At 67.4% G+C, this 21,169-nt stretch carries 19 protein-coding genes; 9 read left to right on the top strand and 10 right to left on the bottom strand.

Features of this window, described 5'->3' with window-relative positions; translation table 11 throughout:
- Positions 1-67: 67 nt before the first annotated feature.
- Together DW299_RS09915 and DW299_RS09910 are read left to right on the top strand one after the other, a co-directional pair.
- A complete protein-coding gene (locus DW299_RS09915; protein WP_136033721.1) occupies positions 68-625 on the top strand; it encodes a peptidylprolyl isomerase in 558 nt (185 codons plus the stop codon).
- A gap of 21 nt (positions 626-646) precedes the next feature.
- A complete protein-coding gene (locus DW299_RS09910) occupies positions 647-1,537 on the top strand; it encodes a rhomboid family intramembrane serine protease (protein ID WP_136036486.1) in 891 nt (296 codons plus the stop codon).
- A gap of 158 nt (positions 1,538-1,695) precedes the next feature.
- Here DW299_RS09910 and DW299_RS09905 read toward each other — a convergent pair whose 3' ends face one another.
- From DW299_RS09905 to DW299_RS09895, 3 genes are read right to left on the bottom strand one after another with little or no spacing between them, the layout of a single operon-like run.
- On the bottom strand, positions 1,696-2,625 hold the full coding sequence (locus DW299_RS09905) for a DUF4097 family beta strand repeat-containing protein (RefSeq protein ID WP_136033725.1): 930 nt from the start codon (positions 2,623-2,625) through the stop codon (positions 1,696-1,698).
- Entirely contained in the window at positions 2,622-3,311 is a 690-nt protein-coding gene (locus DW299_RS09900; protein WP_136033727.1) for a LuxR C-terminal-related transcriptional regulator, read from the bottom strand. Before DW299_RS09900 ends, DW299_RS09905 begins: the two co-directional genes overlap by 4 nt.
- The gene (locus DW299_RS09895) at positions 3,299-4,564 is read right to left on the bottom strand and encodes a sensor histidine kinase (RefSeq protein WP_136036485.1); all 1,266 of its coding nucleotides are present in this window, start codon (positions 4,562-4,564) and stop codon (positions 3,299-3,301) included. Before DW299_RS09895 ends, DW299_RS09900 begins: the two co-directional genes overlap by 13 nt.
- A gap of 117 nt (positions 4,565-4,681) precedes the next feature.
- On the opposite strand from DW299_RS09895, the gene DW299_RS09890 reads away from it, so the two are divergent.
- Positions 4,682-5,392 (top strand): VIT1/CCC1 transporter family protein, encoded by a 711-nt coding sequence (locus tag DW299_RS09890; protein ID WP_136036484.1) that lies wholly within the window; start codon positions 4,682-4,684, stop codon positions 5,390-5,392.
- Positions 5,393-5,457: 65 nt separating this feature from the next.
- Here DW299_RS09890 and DW299_RS09885 read toward each other — a convergent pair whose 3' ends face one another.
- The 7 genes from DW299_RS09885 to dnaA all read right to left on the bottom strand — a co-directional run bounded on the left by DW299_RS09885 (position 5,458) and on the right by dnaA (position 15,427).
- Positions 5,458-5,862 carry a DUF3566 domain-containing protein gene (locus tag DW299_RS09885; RefSeq protein WP_136033734.1) on the bottom strand — a complete coding sequence of 135 codons (405 nt, stop codon included), beginning with the start codon at positions 5,860-5,862 and terminating at the stop codon, positions 5,458-5,460.
- Positions 5,859-8,417, bottom strand: coding sequence for a DNA gyrase subunit A (gene gyrA, locus DW299_RS09880; protein WP_136033736.1), 2,559 nt, complete (start codon positions 8,415-8,417; stop codon positions 5,859-5,861). The genes DW299_RS09885 and gyrA overlap by 4 nt, the downstream gene beginning before the upstream one ends.
- 51 nt (positions 8,418-8,468) lie before the next feature.
- A complete protein-coding gene (gene gyrB / locus DW299_RS09875; protein ID WP_136036483.1) occupies positions 8,469-10,550 on the bottom strand; it encodes a DNA topoisomerase (ATP-hydrolyzing) subunit B in 2,082 nt (693 codons plus the stop codon).
- A 118-nt stretch (positions 10,551-10,668) separates the two neighbouring features.
- Positions 10,669-11,172 carry a DciA family protein gene (locus tag DW299_RS09870; protein WP_136033739.1) on the bottom strand — a complete coding sequence of 168 codons (504 nt, stop codon included), beginning with the start codon at positions 11,170-11,172 and terminating at the stop codon, positions 10,669-10,671.
- Positions 11,165-12,358, bottom strand: a complete 1,194-nt coding sequence (recF, locus tag DW299_RS09865) for a DNA replication/repair protein RecF (RefSeq protein ID WP_136033741.1) — start codon at positions 12,356-12,358, stop codon at positions 11,165-11,167. Before recF ends, DW299_RS09870 begins: the two co-directional genes overlap by 8 nt.
- Positions 12,359-12,417: 59 nt before the next feature.
- Positions 12,418-13,560 carry a DNA polymerase III subunit beta gene (dnaN, locus tag DW299_RS09860; RefSeq protein WP_136033743.1) on the bottom strand — a complete coding sequence of 381 codons (1,143 nt, stop codon included), beginning with the start codon at positions 13,558-13,560 and terminating at the stop codon, positions 12,418-12,420.
- Positions 13,561-14,038: 478 nt separating this feature from the next.
- The gene (dnaA, locus tag DW299_RS09855) at positions 14,039-15,427 is read right to left on the bottom strand and encodes a chromosomal replication initiator protein DnaA (RefSeq protein ID WP_136033745.1); all 1,389 of its coding nucleotides are present in this window, start codon (positions 15,425-15,427) and stop codon (positions 14,039-14,041) included.
- Positions 15,428-15,742: 315 nt separating this feature from the next.
- Here dnaA and rpmH point away from each other — a divergent pair, with 315 nt between their 5' ends.
- Genes rpmH through rsmG form a run of 6 tightly spaced genes read left to right on the top strand, consistent with a single transcriptional unit; the run spans position 15,743 to position 18,811 of the window.
- The gene (gene rpmH / locus DW299_RS09850; protein ID WP_022879826.1) at positions 15,743-15,880 is read left to right on the top strand and encodes a 50S ribosomal protein L34; all 138 of its coding nucleotides are present in this window, start codon (positions 15,743-15,745) and stop codon (positions 15,878-15,880) included.
- Between the two features lie 6 nt (positions 15,881-15,886).
- Entirely contained in the window at positions 15,887-16,237 is a 351-nt protein-coding gene (gene rnpA, locus DW299_RS09845) for a ribonuclease P protein component (RefSeq protein ID WP_136033747.1), read from the top strand.
- Positions 16,234-16,584, top strand: coding sequence for a membrane protein insertion efficiency factor YidD (gene yidD, locus DW299_RS09840; RefSeq protein WP_136033749.1), 351 nt, complete (start codon positions 16,234-16,236; stop codon positions 16,582-16,584). The genes rnpA and yidD overlap by 4 nt, the downstream gene beginning before the upstream one ends.
- Before the next feature lie 3 nt (positions 16,585-16,587).
- Entirely contained in the window at positions 16,588-17,658 is a 1,071-nt protein-coding gene (gene yidC, locus DW299_RS09835) for a membrane protein insertase YidC (RefSeq protein ID WP_136033750.1), read from the top strand.
- On the top strand, positions 17,655-18,146 hold the full coding sequence (locus DW299_RS09830; protein ID WP_136033753.1) for a Jag family protein: 492 nt from the start codon (positions 17,655-17,657) through the stop codon (positions 18,144-18,146). Before yidC ends, DW299_RS09830 begins: the two co-directional genes overlap by 4 nt.
- Positions 18,146-18,811 (top strand): 16S rRNA (guanine(527)-N(7))-methyltransferase RsmG, encoded by a 666-nt coding sequence (rsmG, locus tag DW299_RS09825; protein WP_136036482.1) that lies wholly within the window; start codon positions 18,146-18,148, stop codon positions 18,809-18,811. Before DW299_RS09830 ends, rsmG begins: the two co-directional genes overlap by 1 nt.
- The last annotated feature ends 2,358 nt before the right edge of the window (positions 18,812-21,169 follow it).

Here is a 21,169-nt window from a genome sequence, read left to right as displayed (position 1 = left end):
TTGCATCATCCGCCGAGGGGATGTACAGACCCGGGCCACTCATCGGAAGCTCTGCGAGAATGAGGGCATGGTTCATGCTTCCCACGTCGCAACTCTGCACACCAACCACGGTGACATCGTCATCAACCTCTTCGGCGACCACGCTCCCAAGACGGTCAAGAACTTCGTCGGCCTGGCCGACGGCACCCAGGAGTGGACGCACCCCGCCACCGGCAAGCCGGGCGAGGGTCCTCTCTACAAGGACGTCATCTTCCACCGCATCATCCCCAACTTCATGATCCAGGGCGGCGACCCGCTCGGTCAGGGTGTGGGCGGCCCCGGCTACAACTTCGATGACGAGATCAACGGGGAGCTCGACTTCAACGAGCCCTACATCCTCGCGATGGCCAACGCCGGCCTGCGCCGCAATGCCATCACCGGCAAGGTCGAGGGCACGAACGGCTCGCAGTTCTTCATCACGACCGACCCGACCCCGTGGCTGCAGGGCAAGCACACCATCTTCGGCGCCGTCGCCGACGACGCCTCGAAGAAGGTCGTCGACGCCATCGCCGCCGTGCCCACCGCGGCCGGTGACCGCCCGGTCGAGCCGGTCGTGCTGCAGTCGATCGACATCGTCGCCGCCTGACGGAAGCCACGGCCGATCCGGATGTCGACGCCCGAGTTCACGAGCAATCGCGACAACTTCTGCTACCGGCATCCGGATCGGCAGAGCTTCGTGCTCTGCCAGCGGTGTCTGCGCACCATCTGCCCCGAGTGCCAGACCCAGGCCGCCGTCGGCGTGATCTGCCCGGAGTGCATGGCGGCCGAGCGCAAGAACCGCACTCCCGCCCAGAAGAAGGCCGCCCGACGCTGGGGGAACCGCGGCGGTGCGCTGGCGATGACCCGCGGCGGCAAGCCCGTCGTCACCTACGTGCTGCTGGCGATCACGTCGTTCATCGGCCTCGTGCAGCTCATCCCCGGGCTCAACCAGCCGATCACACAGGCGCTGGGCTTCTACGCACCGTTCCTCTACCCCAACCTGTTCGCGGTGCCGTTCGAGCCGTGGCGACTGCTGACGGTGCTGTTCGTGCACGGCGGCTTCGTGCACCTCGCGCTCAACATGCTGGCGCTGTGGATGCTCGGCCAGAGCCTCGAACCCATGCTGGGGCGGGCGCGCTACCTGGCGCTGTACCTGATCAGCGGACTGGGTGGATCGGTCATGGTCGCGATCCTCGCGCCGGGCTCATGGACGGTCGGAGCATCGGGCGCCATCTTCGGTCTCCTCGCGTCGCTGTTTATCATCGGCCGCCACATCGGGGCGAACGTGACCGGGATCCTCGTCATCCTCGCGATCAACTTCGCCTTCGGGTTCTTCGCCGGGGGGATCTCCTGGCAGGCGCATCTGGGCGGGGCGATCGTGGGCGCGATCGTGGCCTTCATCTATACGCGCACGAAACGCCGTGAGCAGCGCGTGTGGCAGATCGTTTTCCTCTCGGCCCTGGTGGTTCTCCTGCTCGTGATCGTGGCGTTCGTTCCGCCGCTGCTCCTTTTGGCCTGATCCCGAGTTGTTAACAGAGTTGTTAACGCCTGTGAATAACATCGGTGTAATTCTCCCCATGCTGTGGAGAGAACTGTGGATAACTTCGCCGACGCCGTGAGCGACGGCGCCGAGGGGCCGGCACTCTCCGAGTACCGGCCCCTCCGTGCTCCCGCGTCTCAGCGCCCGGGTCGGATCGTCACGTTCCCCGCTGCGAGAGAGACGTCGATCGTGTGTCGCGCGTTCGACCCCTGATCGACGGTGGCATCGAGCGAGCCGGCGCTCACGTCCTGGGTGAGGCTGTACTCCACGTCGGGCAGCGTGAGGTCGACCGATCCCGCGCTCGCATCGACCGATGTGCGCGCGGGCGCCGAGCCCGTGAGCTCCACCGTGAGATCGCCCGCCGAGATGCCCAGGTCGGCCTCGGCCACCGAGTCCAGCACGATGTCGGCGCGCCCGGCGTTCATCTGCACGTCGAGCGTCTCCGCCGCGCCCTCGACGTCGAGCGACCCCGCGTTCACGTCGAGCTCGAGGTCACCGAAGTCACCCGTCACATCCAGGCTGCCCGCGTTGAGCGTGAGGTTCGCATCCAGACCGGCGTCGCGCAGGCTCTCGGGCAACGTCAGCACCGCGACCTCCTCGTCGCCGAACCAGTTGCCGAACCACCAGCCGAACACACCCCGCGGGCTCTTCACGACGAGTTCGTCGCCCTCCCGCTCGAACGTCCAGGCCTGCCCGCGGCCGTTCGTGACCGCCAGTTCGGCGTCGTCCACGTCACCGAACTCCACCCGCACACTGCTCGCGTCGGCATCGAGGTCGACGCCGTCGATCCCGTCCACGCCGACGGTCTGGACCGAGTCGGGTCGGCTCGATGACATCACGGAGCCCGCGGCTGCGGCCGCCGCCGTGCCTCCGGCGCCGAGCAGGGCGAGGCCGCCCACCACCGCGGTGATCACGAGGATCGCCGTGGCGCCCGAGGAACGTCCGGGCTCGGTACCGGAGCCGCCCGACACCATCGGTGCGGGCTCGGCCGGGGCGTGAGGTGCCGTCGCAGGGGGAGGGGTGAGCGGCGTGTGGCCGCCCTGGGGGCCCTGATCTTCGGTGGTCATCGTGCCATTCCTGTCTGTCCGGTCGGCGGCGTGGGGCCGCCCGTGTTCTCGATGTGCGCCAGGGCCGCCAGCACGCGACGGTTTCCCGACTCGTCCTGCTCGAACCCCAGCTTCTGGAAAATGGAGGTGATGTGCTTCTCGACACTCGCCTCGGAGACGAACAGCAGTCCGGCGATCGCCTGGTTCGACTTGCCCTCCGCGATCAGTGCCAGCACGGTGCGCTCACGTTCCGTGAGGCGCAGCATCCGGTCGTCGCGGTTGCGTCGCGTGAGCAGCTGCGCCACGACCTCCGGGTCGAGCACGGTCGCTCCGTCGGCGATCCGCTGCACGGACTCGATGAACTCCGCGACGTCGGCGACCCGGTCCTTCAGCAGATAACCCAGGGGCCCGCCCTGCGCCGCGATCAGGTCAGACGCGTAGCGCTCCTCCACGTACTGCGACAGCACGAGGATCGGAAGGGACGGATGCGTCGCCCGCAGCGCCAGCGCCGCACGGATCCCCTCGTCGGTGAACGTCGGAGGAAGCCGCACGTCCAGGATGCAGAGCTCCGGGTCGGCGGATGCCACGGCCTCCGCCACACCGTCGGTGTCGGTGAGCGCGGCCACCACCTGATGACCCGCGTCTTCCAGCAGACGCACGAGCCCCTCCCGCAGCAGGACCGAGTCCTCGCAGATCAGGATGCGCATGGCACGTTCACCTCCAGGCTGGTCGGACCACCGAGCGGGCTGTCCAGACGGAACGTTCCGCCGGCGGCGAGGATCCGGTTCGCGATGCCGTCGAGGCCACCACCGGGGAGCACCTGCGCGCCGCCCATGCCGTTGTCCTCCACGCGGGCCCACAGCACGTTGCCCTCGCGCAGTCGCACGGTGACCCGGGCCTCGCTCGCGCGGGAGTGCTTGGCCGCGTTGGTGAGGGATTCCGCGATCGAGAAGTACACCGCGGCCTCGGCCTCACGACTGCACCGCCCGTCCATCCGCACGTCGAGGTGCACGGGGATGTGCGAACGGCCGGCGAGTGCGGACAGCGCCGCGTCCAGCCCGCGGTCGTCGAGGACCGAGGCGTGGATGCCCCGGGCGAGCTGCCGCAGTTCGGTGATCGCCGCCTTCGTCGAGGTGTGCGCCTCCGAGATGAGGTCCTTGGCCGCGTCGGGATCGGTGTCGATCTTCTGCTGGGCCAGGCCCAGGGTCATGCCGACCGAGACGAGACGCGGCTGCACGCCGTCGTGGAGATCCCGCTCGATGCGGGTGCGCTCCACGTCGGCCGCACGCACGGCTCCCTCCCGCTGCGCCGTCGAGGCACGCACCCGCTCCGTGAGCTCGGTCTCCCGACTGCGGGCGACGATCGCCAGGGACAGGGTGCGGTGCAGGAATGCGAGTCCGATGATGCCGGCCGCCGATGCGGCGACGCCCAAGATCCCGATGAGCGGAGCCCAGGCGACGGGGATCCCGGCACCGCCGAAGGGTCCCATGATGCTGTCGGCAGAGGTCAGGGGGGCGAAGGAGATGATGATCGACCACACGAGGCTCCAGGCCAGGCGGAGCACGACCCAGCCCAGCACTGCCGAGATGGCGAAGTTCGCGACGGCACGCCACATGCGTCCGTCGACGGCCTGTCGCCCGAGGGCGCGGAGCCAGCCGGCGAAGCCGGGACGATCGCGCGGCTGCAGTCGCAGGGGCGCGAGCGGGGTGCGGTAGAGACCGGCGACGCGCGCGACCTCGAACCAGCCGAGGCCGTAGAGCGCGTAGACGAGACCGACGAGCAGGACGATGCCGATGCCGGCGACGAACACGAGGCCGATCCCCGTCCCGAGCAGTGCGCCGAGGGTGGCGAAGATCCCGCCACCGAGGACGCCGATGCCCGCCAGATGCAGGACCGTGAGGAAGAGGCGCAGCGGTGGCTTCGCCGGAGCGGCGGCCGGAGGCGCAGGCTGAGTGGTCATGATTCCACGGTACGGGGGAGGGTGGCACGCGGGCACCGAGGCAGCCGGACACTCCGGTTCGGGTTTTCCCTACCCGGGACCGCCCTCGCCACTGTCCTCGTCTGCTTCACTGGTGGCATGACAGCCCACGAGGGAGAACCGCACGGCACCGGAGTGGGTCAACGCCTCAACTGGCTGCGCGCCGGTGTCCTCGGAGCGAACGACGGGATCGTGTCGGTGGCATCGCTGGTCGTGGGCGTCGCCGGTGCCACCACGGATAACGCCGCGCTCCTCACCGCGGGCGTCGCCGGTCTGGTGGGTGGGGCGATCTCCATGGCTCTGGGCGAGTACGTCTCCGTGAGCAGCCAGCGCGACAGCGAGCGCGCGCTCATCGCCAAGGAGAAGGAAGAGCTGCGCACGATGCCGGAGGCGGAGCTCGCCGAGCTCACCTCCCTGTACCGCGACCGGGGGCTCACGGAGGACACCGCGCGCCGTGTGGCCGAGGAGCTCACCGCGCACGACGCTCTGTCGGCACACCTCGAGGTGGAGCTCGGCATCGATCAGGACGACCTCGTCAACCCGTGGCACGCGGCGCTGTCCTCCGCGATCGCGTTCACGCTCGGCGCGCTGCTCCCCTTGCTGGCGATCCTGCTGCCCCCGCCCGACTGGCGAGTCCCGGTGACCTTCGTCGCGGTGTTGATCGCCCTGGCCGCGACGGGCACGATCTCGGCGAGGATCGGAGGATCCGCGCCGGGCCGAGCGGCACTGCGGCTCGTGATCGGCGGAGCGCTCGCGCTGCTCGCGACGTGGCTGATCGGCACGCTCCTCGGAACGACCGGGGTGGTCTGAGCCGCCGCGCCGTGCACACGACGAAGGGCGGGTGCCGCAGCACCCGCCCTTCGTCGTGACTCGCGTCAGTTCGACATGAAGCCGACGAGCAGGCCGCCCGTCACCTTCACGGCGAGGTTGTAGATGCCGGCGATCACGGCGCCGAGCACCGTGAAGACGATCAGGTTCAGGATCGCCACGACCGCGGCGAAGGCCATCACCTGCGGCAGGCCGACGACCTCGGACAGCACGAACGCGTTGTCCGTGATGCCCTGGAGGAACTCATCTGCGGTCGACATGATGCCCGTCGCCTGGAGCACCAGGAAGATGAGGAAGAAGGAGACCATCGTGACGACGGCGAGAGCCACGGCTCCCAGGAAGGAGAGCTTCACCGCTGACCAGAAGTCGACGTACACCAGGCGGAGGCGAACCTGCTTGCCACTGGTCTTGCGGGTCGACTTCTTCGCCAGCTTGTCGGCCACTGTGCTCATGCGTCTGTATCCTCGGGTGTCTCTGTCGTCTGGGGGGCCTCGGTGTCGACATCCGCTTCGGCCTCGTCTTCTGCGAGACCGCGCTCACCGTTACGGGCGATGGCGAGGATGCGGTCGGCCTCCGTCGTGCGGGCGAACACCACTCCCATGGTGTCTCGACCCTTCGCGGGGACCTCGGCCACGGCAGAGCGTACCACCTTGCCGCTGGACAGAACCACCAAGACCTCGTCGTCCTCCGCGACGATCAGACCACCCGCGAGCGTGCCCCGATCGTCGTTCAGTTTCGCGACCTTGATGCCCGTTCCGCCACGGCCCTGGACCCGGTATTCCTCGACCGCCGTGCGCTTCGCGTACCCGCCGTCGGTGACCACGAAGACGAACTTCCCGGCGGCCGCGACCGAGGCGGACAGCAGGCAGTCGCCGTCGATCTTGAACTTCATACCGCGCACACCGGCGGTCGCGCGGCCCATGGGGCGCAGTGCCTCGTCGGTCGCCTCGAACCGCACCGACATTCCACGGCGGCTGATGAGGAGGATGTCGTCCTCGGCGTTGACGAGCAGCGCGCTGACGAGCTCGTCCTCCTCGTTGAGCCGGATCGCGATCACGCCGCCCTGACGGTTCGTGTCGTACGCGTCGAGTCGGGTCTTCTTCACCAGACCGTCGCGGGTCGCGAGGACGAGGTAGTCGGCGACCTCATAGTCGCGGATGTCGAGCACCTGGGCGATGCTCTCGTCGGGCTGCAGGGCGAGCAGGTTGGCGACGTGGGTGCCCTTCGCGTCGCGACCGGCCTCTGGCACCTCATACGTCTTGGCGCGGTAGACGCGGCCCTTGTCCGTGAAGAACAGCAGCCAGTGGTGCGTGGTGGTGACGAAGAAGTGCTCCACGATGTCGTCGGCGCGGAGCTGGGCGCCCTTGACGCCCTTGCCACCGCGGTGCTGCGAGCGGTAGTTGTCGCTGCGCGTGCGCTTGATGTAGCCCTCGCGCGTGACGGTGACGACCATCTCCTCTTCGGCGATGAGGTCTTCCATGGAGACGTCGCCGTCGAAACCGTGCAGGATGTGCGTGCGACGCTCGTCGCCGAAGCGGTCGACGATCGCGGTGAGCTCCTCGCGGATGATCGTGCGCTGCCGGCCCTCGTCGGCGAGGATCGCCTTGTACTCGGTGATCTGCGCCTCGAGCTCGGTGGCCTGGTCGATGATCTTCTGGCGCTCGAGGGCCGCGAGGCGACGCAGCTGCATCTGCAGGATCGCATCGGCCTGGATCTCGTCGATGTCGAGGAGCTTCTGCAGGCCCTCGTTCGCGTCGGCCGTGGTCTGCGATCGGCGGATGAGCGCGATCACCTCGTCGAGGGCATCGAGCGCCTTCAGGTAGCCGCGCAGGATGTGCATGCGCTTCTCGGCCTCGTTGAGGCGGAACTGGGTGCGCCGCACGATCACGTCGATCTGGTGCGCGATCCAGTTGGTGACGAAGCCGTCGATCGCGAGCGTGCGCGGAACACCGTCGACGATCGCGAGCATGTTCGCGCCGAAGTTCTCCTGCAGCTGCGTGTGCTTGTACAGGTTGTTGAGCACGACCTTCGCGACCGCGTCACGCTTGAGCACGACGACGAGGCGCTGACCGGTGCGGTCGGAGGACTCGTCACGGATGTCCGCGATGCCGGTGATCTTCCCGTCGCGCGCGAGGTCGCCGATCTTCACCGCGACGTTGTCGGGGTTCACCTGATACGGCAGCTCGGTGATCACGAGGCACGTGCGGCCCTGGATCTCCTCGACGTTCACGACCGCGCGCATCGTGATCGAGCCGCGTCCCGTGCGATAGGCCTCGTGGATGCCCTTCGTGCCGAGGATCTGCGCGCCGGTGGGGAAGTCCGGCCCGGGGATCCGCTGGATCAGACCGTCGAGCAGCTCCTCGCGGGAGATGTCCGGGTTGTCGAGGGCCCACAGCGCCGCGTCCGACACCTCGCGCAGGTTGTGCGGCGGGATGTTCGTGGCCATGCCGACCGCGATGCCGACCGAACCGTTGACGAGCAGGTTCGGGAACCGGGCCGGCAGGACCGTCGGCTCCTGCGTCTGTCCGTCGTAGTTGTCGGTGAAGTCGACGGTCTCCTCTTCGATGTCGCGCACCATCTCGAGCGCGAGCGGAGCCATCTTCGTCTCGGTGTATCGGGGCGCCGCCGCGCCCATGTTGCCGGGGGAGCCGAAGTTCCCCTGGCCGAGCGCGAGCGGGTACCGCAGCGACCACGGCTGCACCAGGCGCACCAGAGCGTCGTAGATCGCGGAGTCACCGTGCGGGTGGTACTGCCCCATGACCTCGCCGACCACGCGGGCACACTTCGAGAACGACTTGTCCGGGCGGAATCCGCCGTCGTACATGCCGTAGATCACGCGGCGGTGCACGGGCTTGAGGCCGTCACGCACGTCGGGGAGCGCGCGCCCGACGATCACGGCCATCGCGTAGTCGAGGTAGCTGCGCTGCATCTCCGACTGCAGGTCGACCTGGTCGATCTTGCCGTGGTCGTGGCCCTCGTTGATGTCGGGACGTTCTTCGTCAGTCATGTGTTCTCTTCAATTTCCGGTCGTTGAGCGAGCGAGGAGGCGAGCTCGCGCTCAGATGTCGAGGAAGCGGACGTCCTTGGCGTTGCGCTGGATGAAGCTGCGTCGCGACTCGACGTCCTCACCCATCAGCACGCTGAAGATCTCGTCGGCGGCCGCGGCGTCTTCGATGGTCACCTGACGCAGGGTGCGCGTGGTGTGGTCCATCGTGGTCTCCCACAGCTCCTTGGCGTTCATCTCGCCGAGACCCTTGTACCGCTGGATGCCGGCGTCCTTCGGGATGCGCTTGCCGTTGTCGAGCCCGTACTTCAGGAGAGCGTCGCGCTCGGCGTCGCTGAACACGTACTCGTGCGGGGCGTTCGACCACTTGAGGCGGTAGAGCGGCGGCATCGCGAGGTACACGAAGCCGGCCTCGATGAGCCCGCGCATGTAGCGGAACAGCAGCGTGAGCAGCAGCGTGGTGATGTGCTGACCGTCGACGTCGGCGTCGGCCATGAGCACGATCTTGTGGTACCGCGCCTTCTCGATATCGAACTCCTCGCCGATGCCCGTGCCGAAGGCCTGGATCATCGCCTGGACTTCCTTGTTGCCGAGCGCCTTGTCGAGGCGCGCACGCTCGACGTTGAGGATCTTGCCGCGCAGCGCGAGGATCGCCTGCGTGTGCGGATCGCGGCCCTGCACGGCCGAGCCGCCGGCCGAGTCACCCTCCACGAGGAAGATCTCGCTGATCGACGGGTCCTTGCTCGTACAGTCCTTGAGCTTGTCGGGCATGGCCGCAGACTCGAACACGCTCTTGCGGCGCGCGGTCTCGCGAGCCTTGCGGGCGGCGAGTCGGGCGGTCGCGGCGTCGATGGCCTTGCGGATCACGTTCTTCGCCTGGTTCGGGTTGCGCTCGAACCAGTCGCCGAGCTGGTCGCCGACGACCTTCTGCACGAAGGCCTTCGCCTCCGTGTTGCCGAGCTTGGTCTTGGTCTGGCCCTCGAACTGCGGCTCCCCGAGCTTGATGGAGATCACGGCCGTGAGGCCCTCGCGCACGTCGTCGCCGGAGAGGTTGTCGTCCTTCTCCTTGAGCAGGTTGTTGGCGCGGGCGTAGCGGTTGACCAGCGTGGTCAGTGCCGCGCGGAACCCCTCCTCGTGCGTGCCGCCCTCGTGGGTGTTGATCGTGTTCGCGTAGGTGAAGACGTTCTCGGTGTACGACGTGGTCCACTGCATCGCAACCTCGAGCGAGATCTTGCGCGTGGTGTCCTCCGACTCGAACGCGATGATCTCGTCGTTCACGACCTCGGCCTTGCGCACCTTGTTGAGGTACTCGACATAGTCGACGAGACCGCGCTCGTAGAAGAACACGTCGGACGGCTGCGTGGTGACGGCCTGCCCGTCCTCCTCCGTCTCGTACGCGGAGTCCGGGCGCTCGTCGGACAGCTCGATCCGCAGTCCCTTGTTGAGGAACGCCATCTGCTGGAAGCGCGTACGGAGCGTGTCGTAGTCGAACTCGACCGTCTCCTGGAAGATCTCTGCGTCCGGCCAGAAGGTGATGCTGGTGCCGGTCTCGTCGGTCGCGGCACCCTTCTCCAGCTTCTGCTGGGGGACACCGCCGTTCGCGAAGCTGTGGTTCCAGACGAAGCCCTTCTGCTTCACCTCGACGTCGAAGCGCGTGGAGAGCGCGTTCACCACCGAGGAGCCGACGCCGTGCAGGCCGCCGGAGACCGCGTACGCGCCGCCGCCGAACTTGCCACCGGCGTGGAGGATCGTGAGCACGACCTCGACCGTGGACTTCGACGGGTCGGACGAGTGCGGGTCCACGGGGATGCCGCGGCCGTTGTCGACGACGCGGACGCCCCCGTCGGCCAACAGGGTCACCAGGATCGTGTCGGCGTAGCCGGCGAGGGCCTCGTCGACCGAGTTGTCGACGATCTCGTAGACCAGGTGGTGCAGACCGCGTGGTCCCGTCGATCCGATGTACATGCCGGGGCGCTTGCGGACGGCCTCGAGGCCTTCGAGGATCTGGATCGAGTCGGCGCCGTACTCTCCCGGCTGCTGCTTCGGGCGGTTGGTGGACGACTCGGTGGTTCCCTCGGGTGCGGGGGTTCCCCCGGTGTTCGATTCCGTCTCGTCAGCAGGGGATTCAGGCGTCATCAGAGGGCATTCTCCAGATCGATAGCTCGAACTCCCATTCTAGCCGGGTTTCGAGTCGATATGCCGCTCAACGGCCGCGTGTGGCCCTCTGAGCGTGTCAGACCCCTTGCATGGTGCCCTACCCGTAGGTATCGCGCGGGCCCCGCCCTGGAACGACTCTGGGACCCCATTTCCAGGAGGGGACGTCCGGTCCGATGAAGCGGAGGTTCTCGACGCCCGCTTCCGGATACCGTCTCCCGATCTCCGTCAGGATCGTCGCGCGCATGAACTGCAGGTTCTTCGCCCAGGCAGTCGAGTCGCACTTCACCGTCAGCAGTCCACGCTCCAGCGACACCGGCTCGGAGTGCTTCGCGGTGTCGGCGCCGGCCAGGTCGGCCCATTGCCGGACGAGGTCCTCCCTGGCGAGCGTGGTCTCCCACCCTGCGTCGCGGCTGAGCCGGTCGAGCACATCGCCGAGCGTTCCGGGGTCGCGGCCCGGTGTGAAGGGGGCGTTGTCGTCGTCGACCGTGATCCGACGCTTGCGCTTCCAGTTCTTCGCACTCGGCGTCAGACCGCGCAGACGCAAGTAGGTGGCGACGGTCTCGGGAGCTTCGATGACGGCGTCGGCGGCCACGTCACTCATCCGGTGCCTCCCGCTCGTCGGTGATGGTGCCCGCCGTGATCCGCACCACGTGTGCGTGCAGCACCTCGGGGATATCCTCCTCCACCGCCGCGGTGACGACCACCTGTTCGTAGCCCGCGGTGAGGGACGCGAGGCGCTGGCGTCGATCCGCGTCGAGCTCGGCGAACACGTCGTCGAGGATCAGGACCGGATCACCCGCGGGTGACTCGCTGCGCAGAAGTTCGGCCGAGGCGAGCCTCAGCGCGAGGGCCACCGACCAGGACTCCCCGTGCGAGGCGTACCCCTTGACCGGGAGGTCCCGCACGCGCAGCACAAGGTCGTCGCGGTGCGGACCCGACAGCGTGAGCCCGCGGTCGAGCTCCTGGGTTCGCTTCGCGGTCAGGGACGCGCGGAACAGCTCGGCCGTGCGAGCGACGTCGATGCGCTGCTCGGCCGCGGCCGACGACACCTCCTGCTCCTCGGCGTCGGCATCGTCCTCCGGATCGGCACCGGCCACGGACAGCGCCCACTCCAACCGGGGCCGGTGGTCGGCGCCGGCGATCGCAGCGTAGGCCTCGGCCACGGGCTGCTGCAGATCCGCGGCGAGACGCTGGCGCGCGGTGATGATCTCGGCGCCGAGCGCGACCAGCTTGTCATCCCACACGTCGAGCGTGCTCAGGCCCTCGCCGCGGACGCCCCGCGCCCTGGCTGACTTCAACAGGGCGTTGCGCTGCTTGAGCACGCGGTCGTAGTCGCCGAGCACCGCAGCCATCCGGGGGGTGCGCTGGATCAGCAGCTGATCGACGAATCGTCGTCTGGCTGACGGGTCACCGCGGACGATCTGCAGGTCTTCCGGCGCGAAGAGGACGACGTGGGCGTAGCGTGGCAGCTCATTCGCCTTCGATGGCGAGCCGTTGATACGGGCTTTGTTGGATCCCTGCCGGTTCACCTGCACCTCGACCAGCACACGCCGTTCGCCATGGGAGAGCCGCGCGCGGATGACCGCGAAGTCCTGTCCGTCTCGCACCAGCGGCGCATCCGACGACACCCGGTGCGAGCCGAGCGTGGCCAGGAAGACGACGGCCTCCGCGAGGTTCGTCTTGCCCTGTCCGTTCCGTCCGACGAGGACGTTGGGGCCGCGATGAAGAGCCAGATCAGCGGTCGCGTAATTGCGGAAATCGACCAGGTTCAGGTGCTCCACAATCACGGAGCCAGCCTACCTTTCGGGTCGGACATCCTCCCCGCCGCCGGGGCGACGCGACGCGCTCAGCGCAGGAGCAGGTTCGGCTGCAGCAGGTACTTGAACGAGTCCAGGCCCGCCTGATCCACCGACGTCTGGCTGGTGATCAGGACCGGGCTGAGCTTGTTGGCGTTGTCGCTCGACGTGAAGGTGACCCGCACGAACTCGCTCTTCACCGCGCCGAGCGCCTCGATCAGGTACTGCGGGTTGAGGCCGAGCGTGACCTCGTCACCGCCGGACAGGATGGCGTCGACCGATTCGGACGCGCGTGCGTGCTCGCTGCCGGACGCATCCATCGTGACGCCGTCGGCCGAGAAGGTGAAGCGCAGCGGGGCGGCGCGGTCGAGCACCAGGGACACGCGGCGGACGGCCTCGATCAGGTCGGCGGTGTTCACGACCGCGTAGTGATCCGTCTGCTCGGGGAACAGACGACGCACCGGCGGGAAGTTGCCCTTGATGAGCAGCGAGGTGACGGTCTTGTTGCCCGCGGTGAACGCGATGATCTCGCGGTCGCCCGCGCCGGAGAAAGCGATCTGGATCGTGCCGGCGTGCCCGAACGTCTTCCCGACCTCGAGCAGGGTGCGGGCCGGGACCAGCGCGGTGGCCTCGACGGCTTCTCCGTCCCACGGCACATCCCGCAGCGAGACCCGGTAGCGGTCGGTGGCCACGAGGCTGAGCGTCTGGCCGGTCACCTCGAGCTGCACGCCGGTGAGGACCGGCGTGACGTCGTCACGCGAGGCCGCGAAGCCGACCTGGGCGATCGCGGTGCCGAAGTCATCGGCGGGGACGACACCGGAGCTGCCGGAGACCTCGGGGATCGAGGGGTATTCCTCGACCGGCATGGCCGCGAGCGTGAATCGCGCAGAGCCGCAGGTGACCGCGATGCCGCCGTCATCCTCGACGGCGATCTCGATCGGTGCGTTCGGCAGACGGCTCGCGATGTCGGACAGGAGTCGGCCGTGCACCAGGATCGTCCCCGGGGTCTCGACCGTGGCCTCGATGGTCGTCCTGGCGGATGCCTCGTAGTCGAAGGCCGAAAGGGTGAGCCCTGAACCGTCTGCCTCGATCAGCACACCGGCCAGGATCGGCTGCGGGTTGCGCTGGGGGAGGAGCTTGACGACGAAGGACACAGCCTCGCTGAAGACATCGCGGTTGACCTGAAACCTCACGGGTGCTCCCTTGTCGTCGTCATGACGGGTCGTCGTCGGGTCCTGCCAGTGCAGGGCTTCCCATGCTAGCCCTACAGTCCCGCGGATCCCTACGCCGGAGCACCGGCGACGCACCTGTCGGGTTGTCCCCACCGTCTGGTGATCGGATCGCCCCTTGAATGACTTAACTCCTTAACGGTGTTAACCGCTGTGGATACTGTGGATAAGTCGGTGGAAAGCAGACGCGAGTAGGGAACTACACGACTGTCACTTGTGGAGACGCTGAGGAATCCGCGGGTTGTCGAGGATGTGGAGACTCGAGGGCTCGTGACGGTTATCCACAGGTTTCCCCATTCAGCCCACATCCTGAGCGCCGCGATCACGAATCATCCACAAGTTATCCACATGTGCATAGACGCATTTATCGGAGACGTCCGGCCGTTGTCAACAACGACGAAGGGCGCCGTCCTCGACGGACGACGCCCTTCCTCCGGTTCCGTCAGCGACGGCCGAGCTGCGTTGTGATCTCCGTGACCTGGTTGTAGATCGAGCGGCGCTCCTTCATGAGCTCGCTGATCTTCTTGTACGCATACATGACCGTGGTGTGATCCCGGTTGCCGAACAGCTGCCCGATCTTCGGCAGAGAGAGGCTCGTGCGCTCACGGCACAGATACATGGCGATCTGCCGGGCGGTCGCGATCTGCTGCGACCGGCTGGAGCCATAGAGGTCGTCGACCGTGAGCTTGAAGTACTGGGCGGTCGCCGTGATGATGTCGGTCGGCGAGATGATGTTGTCTTCCGCCGTGTCGATGATGTCGCGAAGCACGGTCTGCGCCAGCGAGATGTCGAGCGCGGAACGGTTGAGGCTGGCGAACGCCGAGACACGGATCAGCGCACCCTCGAGCTCACGGATGTTGGACGACACCACGGTGGCGATGTACTCCAGCACCTCGTCGGGGATGTGGAGCGCCTCGCTCTGCGCCTTCTTGCGCAGGATCGCGATACGGGTCTCGAGGTCGGGCGCCTGGACGTCGGTGATCAGTCCCCACTCGAAGCGGCTGCGCATGCGATCTTCGAAACCGGTCAGGTGCTTCGGTGCCACGTCGCTCGTGATCACGACCTGCTTGTTGTGGTCGTGCAGCGTGTTGAACGTGTGGAAGAACGCCTCCTGCGTCTCGGCACGGCCCTGGAGGAACTGGATGTCGTCGATCAGGAGGATGTCGACATCGCGGTACCGGGCCTGGAAGGCGGCACCCCGGTTGTTCGCGATCGAGTTGATGAAATCGTTCGTGAACTCCTCGCTGGACACGTAGCGCACCTTCACGCCGGCGTAGAGGGACTGGGCGTAGTCGCCGATCGCGTGAAGGAGGTGGGTCTTGCCGAGCCCGGAGTCGCCGTAGATGAACAGAGGGTTGTATGCCTTGGCCGGTGCTTCGGCGACGGCGACCGCGGCGGCGTGGGCGAAGCGGTTGGACTGGCCGATGACGAAGTTGTCGAAGGTGTACTTCGGGTTCAGCCGTGATTCGTGGCGCAGCTGCGTCGGCTGCTCCATCGGCGACTCGCGCGGCTGCTCCTGGCGACCGAAGTCGGCGACGGCGATCGGCGCGGTCGGCTGATCGGCCAGTTCGTGGTTCACCACGACCCGGTACGACGTGACCTCGTCGCCGATGTGGGCGAGGGCTTCCATGATCGGCAGCCGGAGACGCTTGTTGATCTGCGCGGCGGTCAGATCGTTCGGCACCTCGAGATACAGCGTCGCGGCCATCACTCCCGCCGGGACGGCGAGGCTCAGGAACCCCTGCAGCTGAGGAGTGACGCGATCGTCGGCTTCCAGCAGCTCCTGCACCGTGGTCCAGATCGGGACGTCGGGCTGGGCTGGTGAGGACATGGTGCTCCGGACGACGGTTCGGGTCGCGGTCGACGTGCCGTGCCCCTGTGGATAACTTCGGATGCCACGGTAGTCACACCGGCCACGAACGGCAACCTGCCCTTGAAAACACGGGGGCGTGTTGTGCGCATCGGGCGCGTCCGGGTTGTGGATAATGGCTGTGCGGTTCGCGAGAGGACTCGAGCGTCGCAGGGCGCTAATTTGCCCTGTGCGCCGCCAAGACGTACCCTTAGTCGGTTGACTTATGCCTTTTTGGGCAGTTCCCCATGTCTCCGGTCGAAGTGAATCCGGTGGCAGCATTCCCGGAGTGATCTCATGAGCAAGCGCACCTTCCAGCCCAACAACCGTCGTCGCGCCAAGAAGCACGGTTTCCGTGCTCGCATGCGTACCCGCGCCGGCCGTGCCATCCTGTCGGCACGCCGCGCGAAGGGCCGCACCGAGCTCTCTGCGTAAGCAGCCGTGCTCGCCCGCCCGTTCCGTCTGACCCGCGGGAGCGACTACCGGATGGTCGTTCGACGCGGATCGCGTTGTGGCGGGGCGCGCGTCATCACCTCGATCCTGTCGACGGGTGAGCGGCGTGAGCCGCGGTTCGGTTTCATCATCAGCAAGCAGGTGGGCACCGCTGTGGTGCGCAATACCGTGCGTCGGCGTTTGAAAGCCGTCTGCGCGGAGGCGCTCCCGCGTGTTCCTCAGGGCACGGATGTCGTCATCCGTGCCCTTCCTGCATCCTCCGTGGCCTCGTTCGCCGAGCTGCGCACCGACGTCGAGAGGTGCCTGCAGCGTCTGGCTCCGAGCGAGGTCTCCTCGTGACCGCGCTTCCCGCCTCGTCGGTCGGGACCGGGGAGATGCGCGGACGCGACATCGTGCGCAGCATCCCGCTGCTCCCGCGGAACGCGGTCATCGCCTTCCTGTCCGGGTACCGCAAGGTCATCTCTCCGCTCTATGGCGATGTCTGTGCGTACTACCCCTCCTGTTCCGCCTACGCTGTAGGTGCGGTGCAGCAGCACGGTGCCGTGCGCGGAGCCCTGCTCTCCGCGTGGCGCATCCTCCGCTGCAATCCCTGGACCAGCGGAGGCGTCGACGACGTCACGCCGCACCAACACTTCCGCTACGACCTGACCTCCCATGGTTTCGTCGTTCCCTCCCGAAAGGACTGACCGGTGGGTCTTGACCTCCTGCTCGCCAGCACCACCCCCAGCCCCGAACCGGCTGCCGGGGGGTTCGACCTGCTCGGCACGATCCTCTGGCCGCTGAAGTGGGTCGTCGAGCTCATCCTGGTCGCCTGGCACTGGCTGCTCACGGCCGTCGGCCTTCCTGCAGCCTCCGGTATCACGTGGGTGCTGTCGATCGTCGGCCTCGTCGTGGTGGTGCGCGCGGCGCTGATCCCGCTCTTCGTGAAGCAGATCAAGAGCCAGCGAAAGATGATGGAAATTGCTCCTGAACTGCGAAAAGTTCAGGAGAAGTATCGCGGGAAGAAGGATCAGCTCTCTCGCGAGGCCATGAGCCGCGAGACGATGGCGCTGTACAAGAAGCACGGCACGACGCCGATGTCGAGCTGTCTGCCGCTCCTCGTGCAGATGCCGATCTTCTTCTCGCTCTACAGCGTGCTGAGCGATGTCAGCAAGCACGCGCGAGACAACATCGGCGGTGTCGGTCTCCTCAGCCCCGAGCTGACGAAGGAGTTCTACGACGCGAAGCTCTTCGGCGTTGCCTCGTTGCACGAGACGCTGGGCAACGCGATCGATGCGCAGAACACGACGGCCATCATCATCCTGGTCACGCTCGTGGTGCTCATGATCGGGTCGCAGTTCTTCACGCAGCTGCAGATCATCTCGAAGAACCTGTCGCCCGAGGCCAAGACCGGCCAGGCGTACCAGATGCAGAAGATCATGCTCTACGTGCTGCCGCTGGGCTTCATCTTCTCGGGCGTCTTCTTCCCGCTCGGCGTCGTCGTGTACTGGTTCATCTCCAACCTGTGGACCATGGGGCAGCAGTTCCTCGTGATCCGTGAGATGCCGACCCCGGGTTCTGAGGCGGCGAAGGCCCGCGAGGAACGCCTGGCGCGCAAGGGCAAGGCCATCGATTCGTCGGGCAAGGTGGTCCCGATGTCGGTGTACGAGGCCGAGCAGCAGCGTCTGCTCGAGGAGGCCGAGAAGGCCAAGGCAGAGGCACCGAAGCGTCAGCAGCCCGTGGGTAAGAAGCGGGCGAAGAAGAAGGGAAGCGGTTCATGAGCGAGGTCGTGACCGGGAGCACGGAGCCGACGGTGGCGCAGCTGGAGCTCGAGGGCGACGTCGCCGCTGACTACCTCGAAGAGCTGCTCGACATCGCCGACATCGACGGCGATCTGAACCTCGACGTGCGTCAGGGCCGCGCCTATGTGTCGGTGGAGGCCGAGGGCGATGGACTGTCCGTGCTCTCTGCACCTGACACGGTCCAGGCGCTGCAGGAGCTCACTCGACTGGCGGTGCAGAACAAGACCGGTTCGTTCTCCCGGCTGATCCTCGATATCGGTGGTTCGCGCGACACCCGGCGTCGGCAGCTCGAAACGCTGGTCGACGCCGCGGCAGCGAAGCTCGACGAGGGGTCGTCGCAGGCGTCGCTGCCCTCGATGTCGAGCTACGAGCGGAAGCTGGTGCACGACATCGCTGCCGACCGCGGCCTCGTCTCCGAGTCGTACGGTGAGGGCGCGGACCGCCACACTGTGTTGCGTCGTCGGTGATGTCGGCGTCGGACTCGTCCACCGAACCCGGCGCACCCGAAACCGGTGTGGTCGAAGCAGAGCCGGCCGTCGCCGCTGAACTCTTCGGCGACCGTATCGACATCGCGCGACAGTTCACGGCCGCTCTTGCTCGCGAGGGTGAGGAGCGGGGCCTGATCGGACCCCTCGAACTCCCGCGGTTGTGGACCCGTCACATTCTGAACAGCGCGATCGCCGCGCCCCTCTTCCACGGCACCGTGGCGGACATCGGGTCGGGCGCCGGGCTCCCTGGTCTGGTCCTGGCGATCGCGCGACCGGATGTCACCTGGACACTGGTCGAGCCGATGGAACGCCGGATCACCTGGTTGAACGAGCAGGTCGCGGCTCTGGGACTCGACAACGTCACGGTGCTGCGGTCGCGCGCGGAAGACGTGAAGGCGGGCGATGGATTCGATGTCGTGACCGCTCGCGCCGTGAGCGCGCTTCGGACCCTCCTTCCCCTCACAGCTCCGCTGGTCCGTGACGGAGGGGAACTCGCCCTGCTCAAGGGGGCGAACGCGGCGAACGAGATCGAGGCTGCGCAGAAGCAGATCAAGAGGTACCGCCTTTCCGACGTGCGGGTAGAAGTCCTCGGCGAGGGAGTGCTTCCCGAGACGACTCGCGTCGTGCGTGCGCGCGTGCGGTGACATCGCCGTTTCACGTGAAACATCCGGCCTGACGAGGCGTACTCGGCACTGCCATGCCGCGGAAGTTTCGGTGGTTGCCGGGGGCGGGCTGCATCCGACGTGCGGGAGCGGACGACTCTCGCCGCAGGGGAGGACCTGGCGCCGCCGTGTCTTCGTCACGCGCCGAGCGGCGTGTCTGACCGAGCGCGTCCAACACGGACAGCACGGCCGACGGTCGATTCGATCGGCTGGGCGCGACCTCGGCGACTCGCGGTCGCGGGATGCGATGCCTGCGATGGGTTCCGCCCGGTTTGGGGTGAGACCCCACATAGCCATGTGTCCTCCCCTCGCGGTTAGAACGTGGTGCCCGACATGCGAACAGATCCCTGACCGCCGACGGAGCGTCAGCCGTTGGTGAGGGGTGTGACGGCGGCATTCCTAGACACACAAGCCCAGCGCAGTTGCACGGCGGATCGACATCGTGTGCGGTGCAGCTGGTGATTGACCGGGCGCGGGCTCGCGAGGTGGGGATGTGGTTGACTGCGCCACCAGCCGCTGGTTGCAGGCCCCGCGCCCTTCCCCGGTGCCTGACGTGCTTACGGTTCGAGCGCGCCGGCAGCCCGTTTCACGTGAAACATCGACGTCAGCACCTCAGGCGGAGGCTATGTTTCACGTGAAACACGGCGAGGTCGGGCAGGTGACGGTGACGTGGCTTGCATCGCGACCGAGTGGTCTTGGTGCGGCCCTCGGTTGAGATCGATGGGCAGCGCGGTGCTGGTGGATTGATGAGCAGATCGGAGGGCGTATAGGGGGTGAGCACCGCTGTTCGTGCTCTGCGGACGAACTCCGGTCCGGTGGGTCGCAATCGTAGGGAGGGACTGGCCGCGGTGCCGACGGGGGCCGCGGGGTGGTGCGCATCCTGCCCCCGCGGCGAGTCGTGTGAGAGTTTCCGCGGCCGCGGATTCACTGGGTGTCCCCAGCAGGAGCGGTGTCGGGGGAACGCAGGTCTACTTCGGCGCCCTGGATGTCGGGTGGTGCGGGCCTGACCGCGCTACGGCTCTGCAACCGATGATCCGAGTGAATACGACCAGCAGCCCGAGTGCGCGAGTCGTCGACGCGGGAGATGACCATGCTGCGTGAGCTTCATGGTGGTCGGCTCCCGGGAGGGGAGGAGGCTTCGGGGTGGCGGGAGATCGGATGCGCCGGGCACGGCGCGGTGGCGCGCTTATAAACACAGCGGAACGGGCGGGGACTCGAGATGTGTGGGCGATCGGTGGCGCAGTCGGTAGGGCGCGAGGGAGTGCGCGGGTGCGTTCGTTGCGCAGCGTCAGGAACTCCGGTAGTCGGGGCGCTCCAGATGAGGGTGGTGAGGCGCCTCAGAAAGGGGCTGTCACGGGCCGAGGAGTTGAGGCGTCCCTGTATCGAACGGGAATGTGTGATGGGCGCCGGGGGTGACGGCGTCGCGCCGACGAGGGGAAGATGATGGGGGGTTGCACCTCTGGTGCTGAGGGTTCGCTGAGCTGGGGTCGACAGTGACCCGTGTGGTGAGGCTTCGATGAGCTGATGTCCACAGGGCTCCGTGTACTGGGGCTTCGATGAGCTGGGGGTCCACAGTTCCCTGGCCGGGGGTGGGGAGGGCAGGGACGAGCGCGAGGTGCGGCGGCCGGGTGAGACGACGTGGTGCGGGCGTGCAGGGTCGGGGCACTCCGCGCGTGCGGTTGCTCAGGTGAAAGGAGTGGGCAGGGCGCGGATGACGATGGAGTCGGGGACGTGGCGGTGCGGTGCGGGGGTCGTGTGGGGTGTCCTCTGGGTGGGGAGAAGCATGAGAGTCGGTCGGAGAGGGACGCGGGGCTCAGCTGGGGATGTCGTGCGGGCCTTGCTTGCGTGAGGGGTGGGCGTGCGGTGCGGATGACGATGGCGTGGGGGAGTGGAGGGCATGTGGCACGCGGCGGCACGGTGTCGGCGGAGTGCCCAGGTGCGGCGAGGGACATCAGGGGCCAGCTGCACGAGCCGTGAGTGCAGAGCATCTGCCCGAATCGGGCCGTTCCGCACCGGAAGCTGTGGGGCGAGGCACGGGGAGACGGGACTGCACGGCCATGAGCGGGGCTGCCGAGTCGGGAGCGGGGGCCTCCGACCGGCTGTCGCGGGCTGGTGGCGAGTCGTCGGTGAGCGCAAGACGGACGAGCGGGCGCGACCGCCGAAGGTGTGGTGTTCATGCGGGGGAGGAGGTGGGCGTGAGGAGGAGGCGGGTCTGGGGAAGAGGCGGGCGTAGGGAGGGGGCGGGCGTAGGGAGGAGGCGGGCGTAGGGAGGAGGCGGGCGTAGGGAAGAAGCGGCCGCTGGGGAAGAAGCGCGCGTAGGGAGGAGGCGGGCGTAGGGAG

The sequence above is a fragment of the Microbacterium sp. K35 genome (assembly GCF_004794375.1).
In the GTDB taxonomy this organism is placed as follows: Bacteria; Actinomycetota; Actinomycetes; order Actinomycetales; family Microbacteriaceae; genus Microbacterium; species Microbacterium sufflavum.
The sequence above is the reverse complement of the archived record's forward strand: the minus strand, read 5'-3'. Positions and strand labels throughout refer to the sequence as shown.

What these genes read in the sequence shown, in the direction of transcription:
- DW299_RS09905 (WP_136033725.1), bottom strand. Translation starts at nt 2,625, where the DNA reads ATGACCACCGAAGATCAGGGCCCCCAGGGCGGCCACACGCCGCTCACC.
- DW299_RS09890 (WP_136036484.1), top strand. Translation starts at nt 4,682, where the DNA reads ATGACAGCCCACGAGGGAGAACCGCACGGCACCGGAGTGGGTCAACGC.
- DW299_RS09830 (WP_136033753.1), top strand. Translation starts at nt 17,655, where the DNA reads ATGAGCGAGGTCGTGACCGGGAGCACGGAGCCGACGGTGGCGCAGCTG.
- DW299_RS09895 (WP_136036485.1), bottom strand. Translation starts at nt 4,564, where the DNA reads ATGACCACTCAGCCTGCGCCTCCGGCCGCCGCTCCGGCGAAGCCACCG.
- DW299_RS09900 (WP_136033727.1), bottom strand. Translation starts at nt 3,311, where the DNA reads ATGCGCATCCTGATCTGCGAGGACTCGGTCCTGCTGCGGGAGGGGCTC.
- DW299_RS09910 (WP_136036486.1), top strand. Translation starts at nt 647, where the DNA reads ATGTCGACGCCCGAGTTCACGAGCAATCGCGACAACTTCTGCTACCGG.
- dnaA (WP_136033745.1), bottom strand. Translation starts at nt 15,427, where the DNA reads ATGTCCTCACCAGCCCAGCCCGACGTCCCGATCTGGACCACGGTGCAG.
- rsmG (WP_136036482.1), top strand. Translation starts at nt 18,146, where the DNA reads ATGTCGGCGTCGGACTCGTCCACCGAACCCGGCGCACCCGAAACCGGT.
- DW299_RS09870 (WP_136033739.1), bottom strand. Translation starts at nt 11,172, where the DNA reads ATGAGTGACGTGGCCGCCGACGCCGTCATCGAAGCTCCCGAGACCGTC.
- gyrA (WP_136033736.1), bottom strand. Translation starts at nt 8,417, where the DNA reads ATGACTGACGAAGAACGTCCCGACATCAACGAGGGCCACGACCACGGC.
- rpmH (WP_022879826.1), top strand. Translation starts at nt 15,743, where the DNA reads ATGAGCAAGCGCACCTTCCAGCCCAACAACCGTCGTCGCGCCAAGAAG.
- DW299_RS09915 (WP_136033721.1), top strand. Translation starts at nt 68, where the DNA reads ATGGTTCATGCTTCCCACGTCGCAACTCTGCACACCAACCACGGTGAC.
- gyrB (WP_136036483.1), bottom strand. Translation starts at nt 10,550, where the DNA reads ATGACGCCTGAATCCCCTGCTGACGAGACGGAATCGAACACCGGGGGA.
- DW299_RS09885 (WP_136033734.1), bottom strand. Translation starts at nt 5,862, where the DNA reads ATGAGCACAGTGGCCGACAAGCTGGCGAAGAAGTCGACCCGCAAGACC.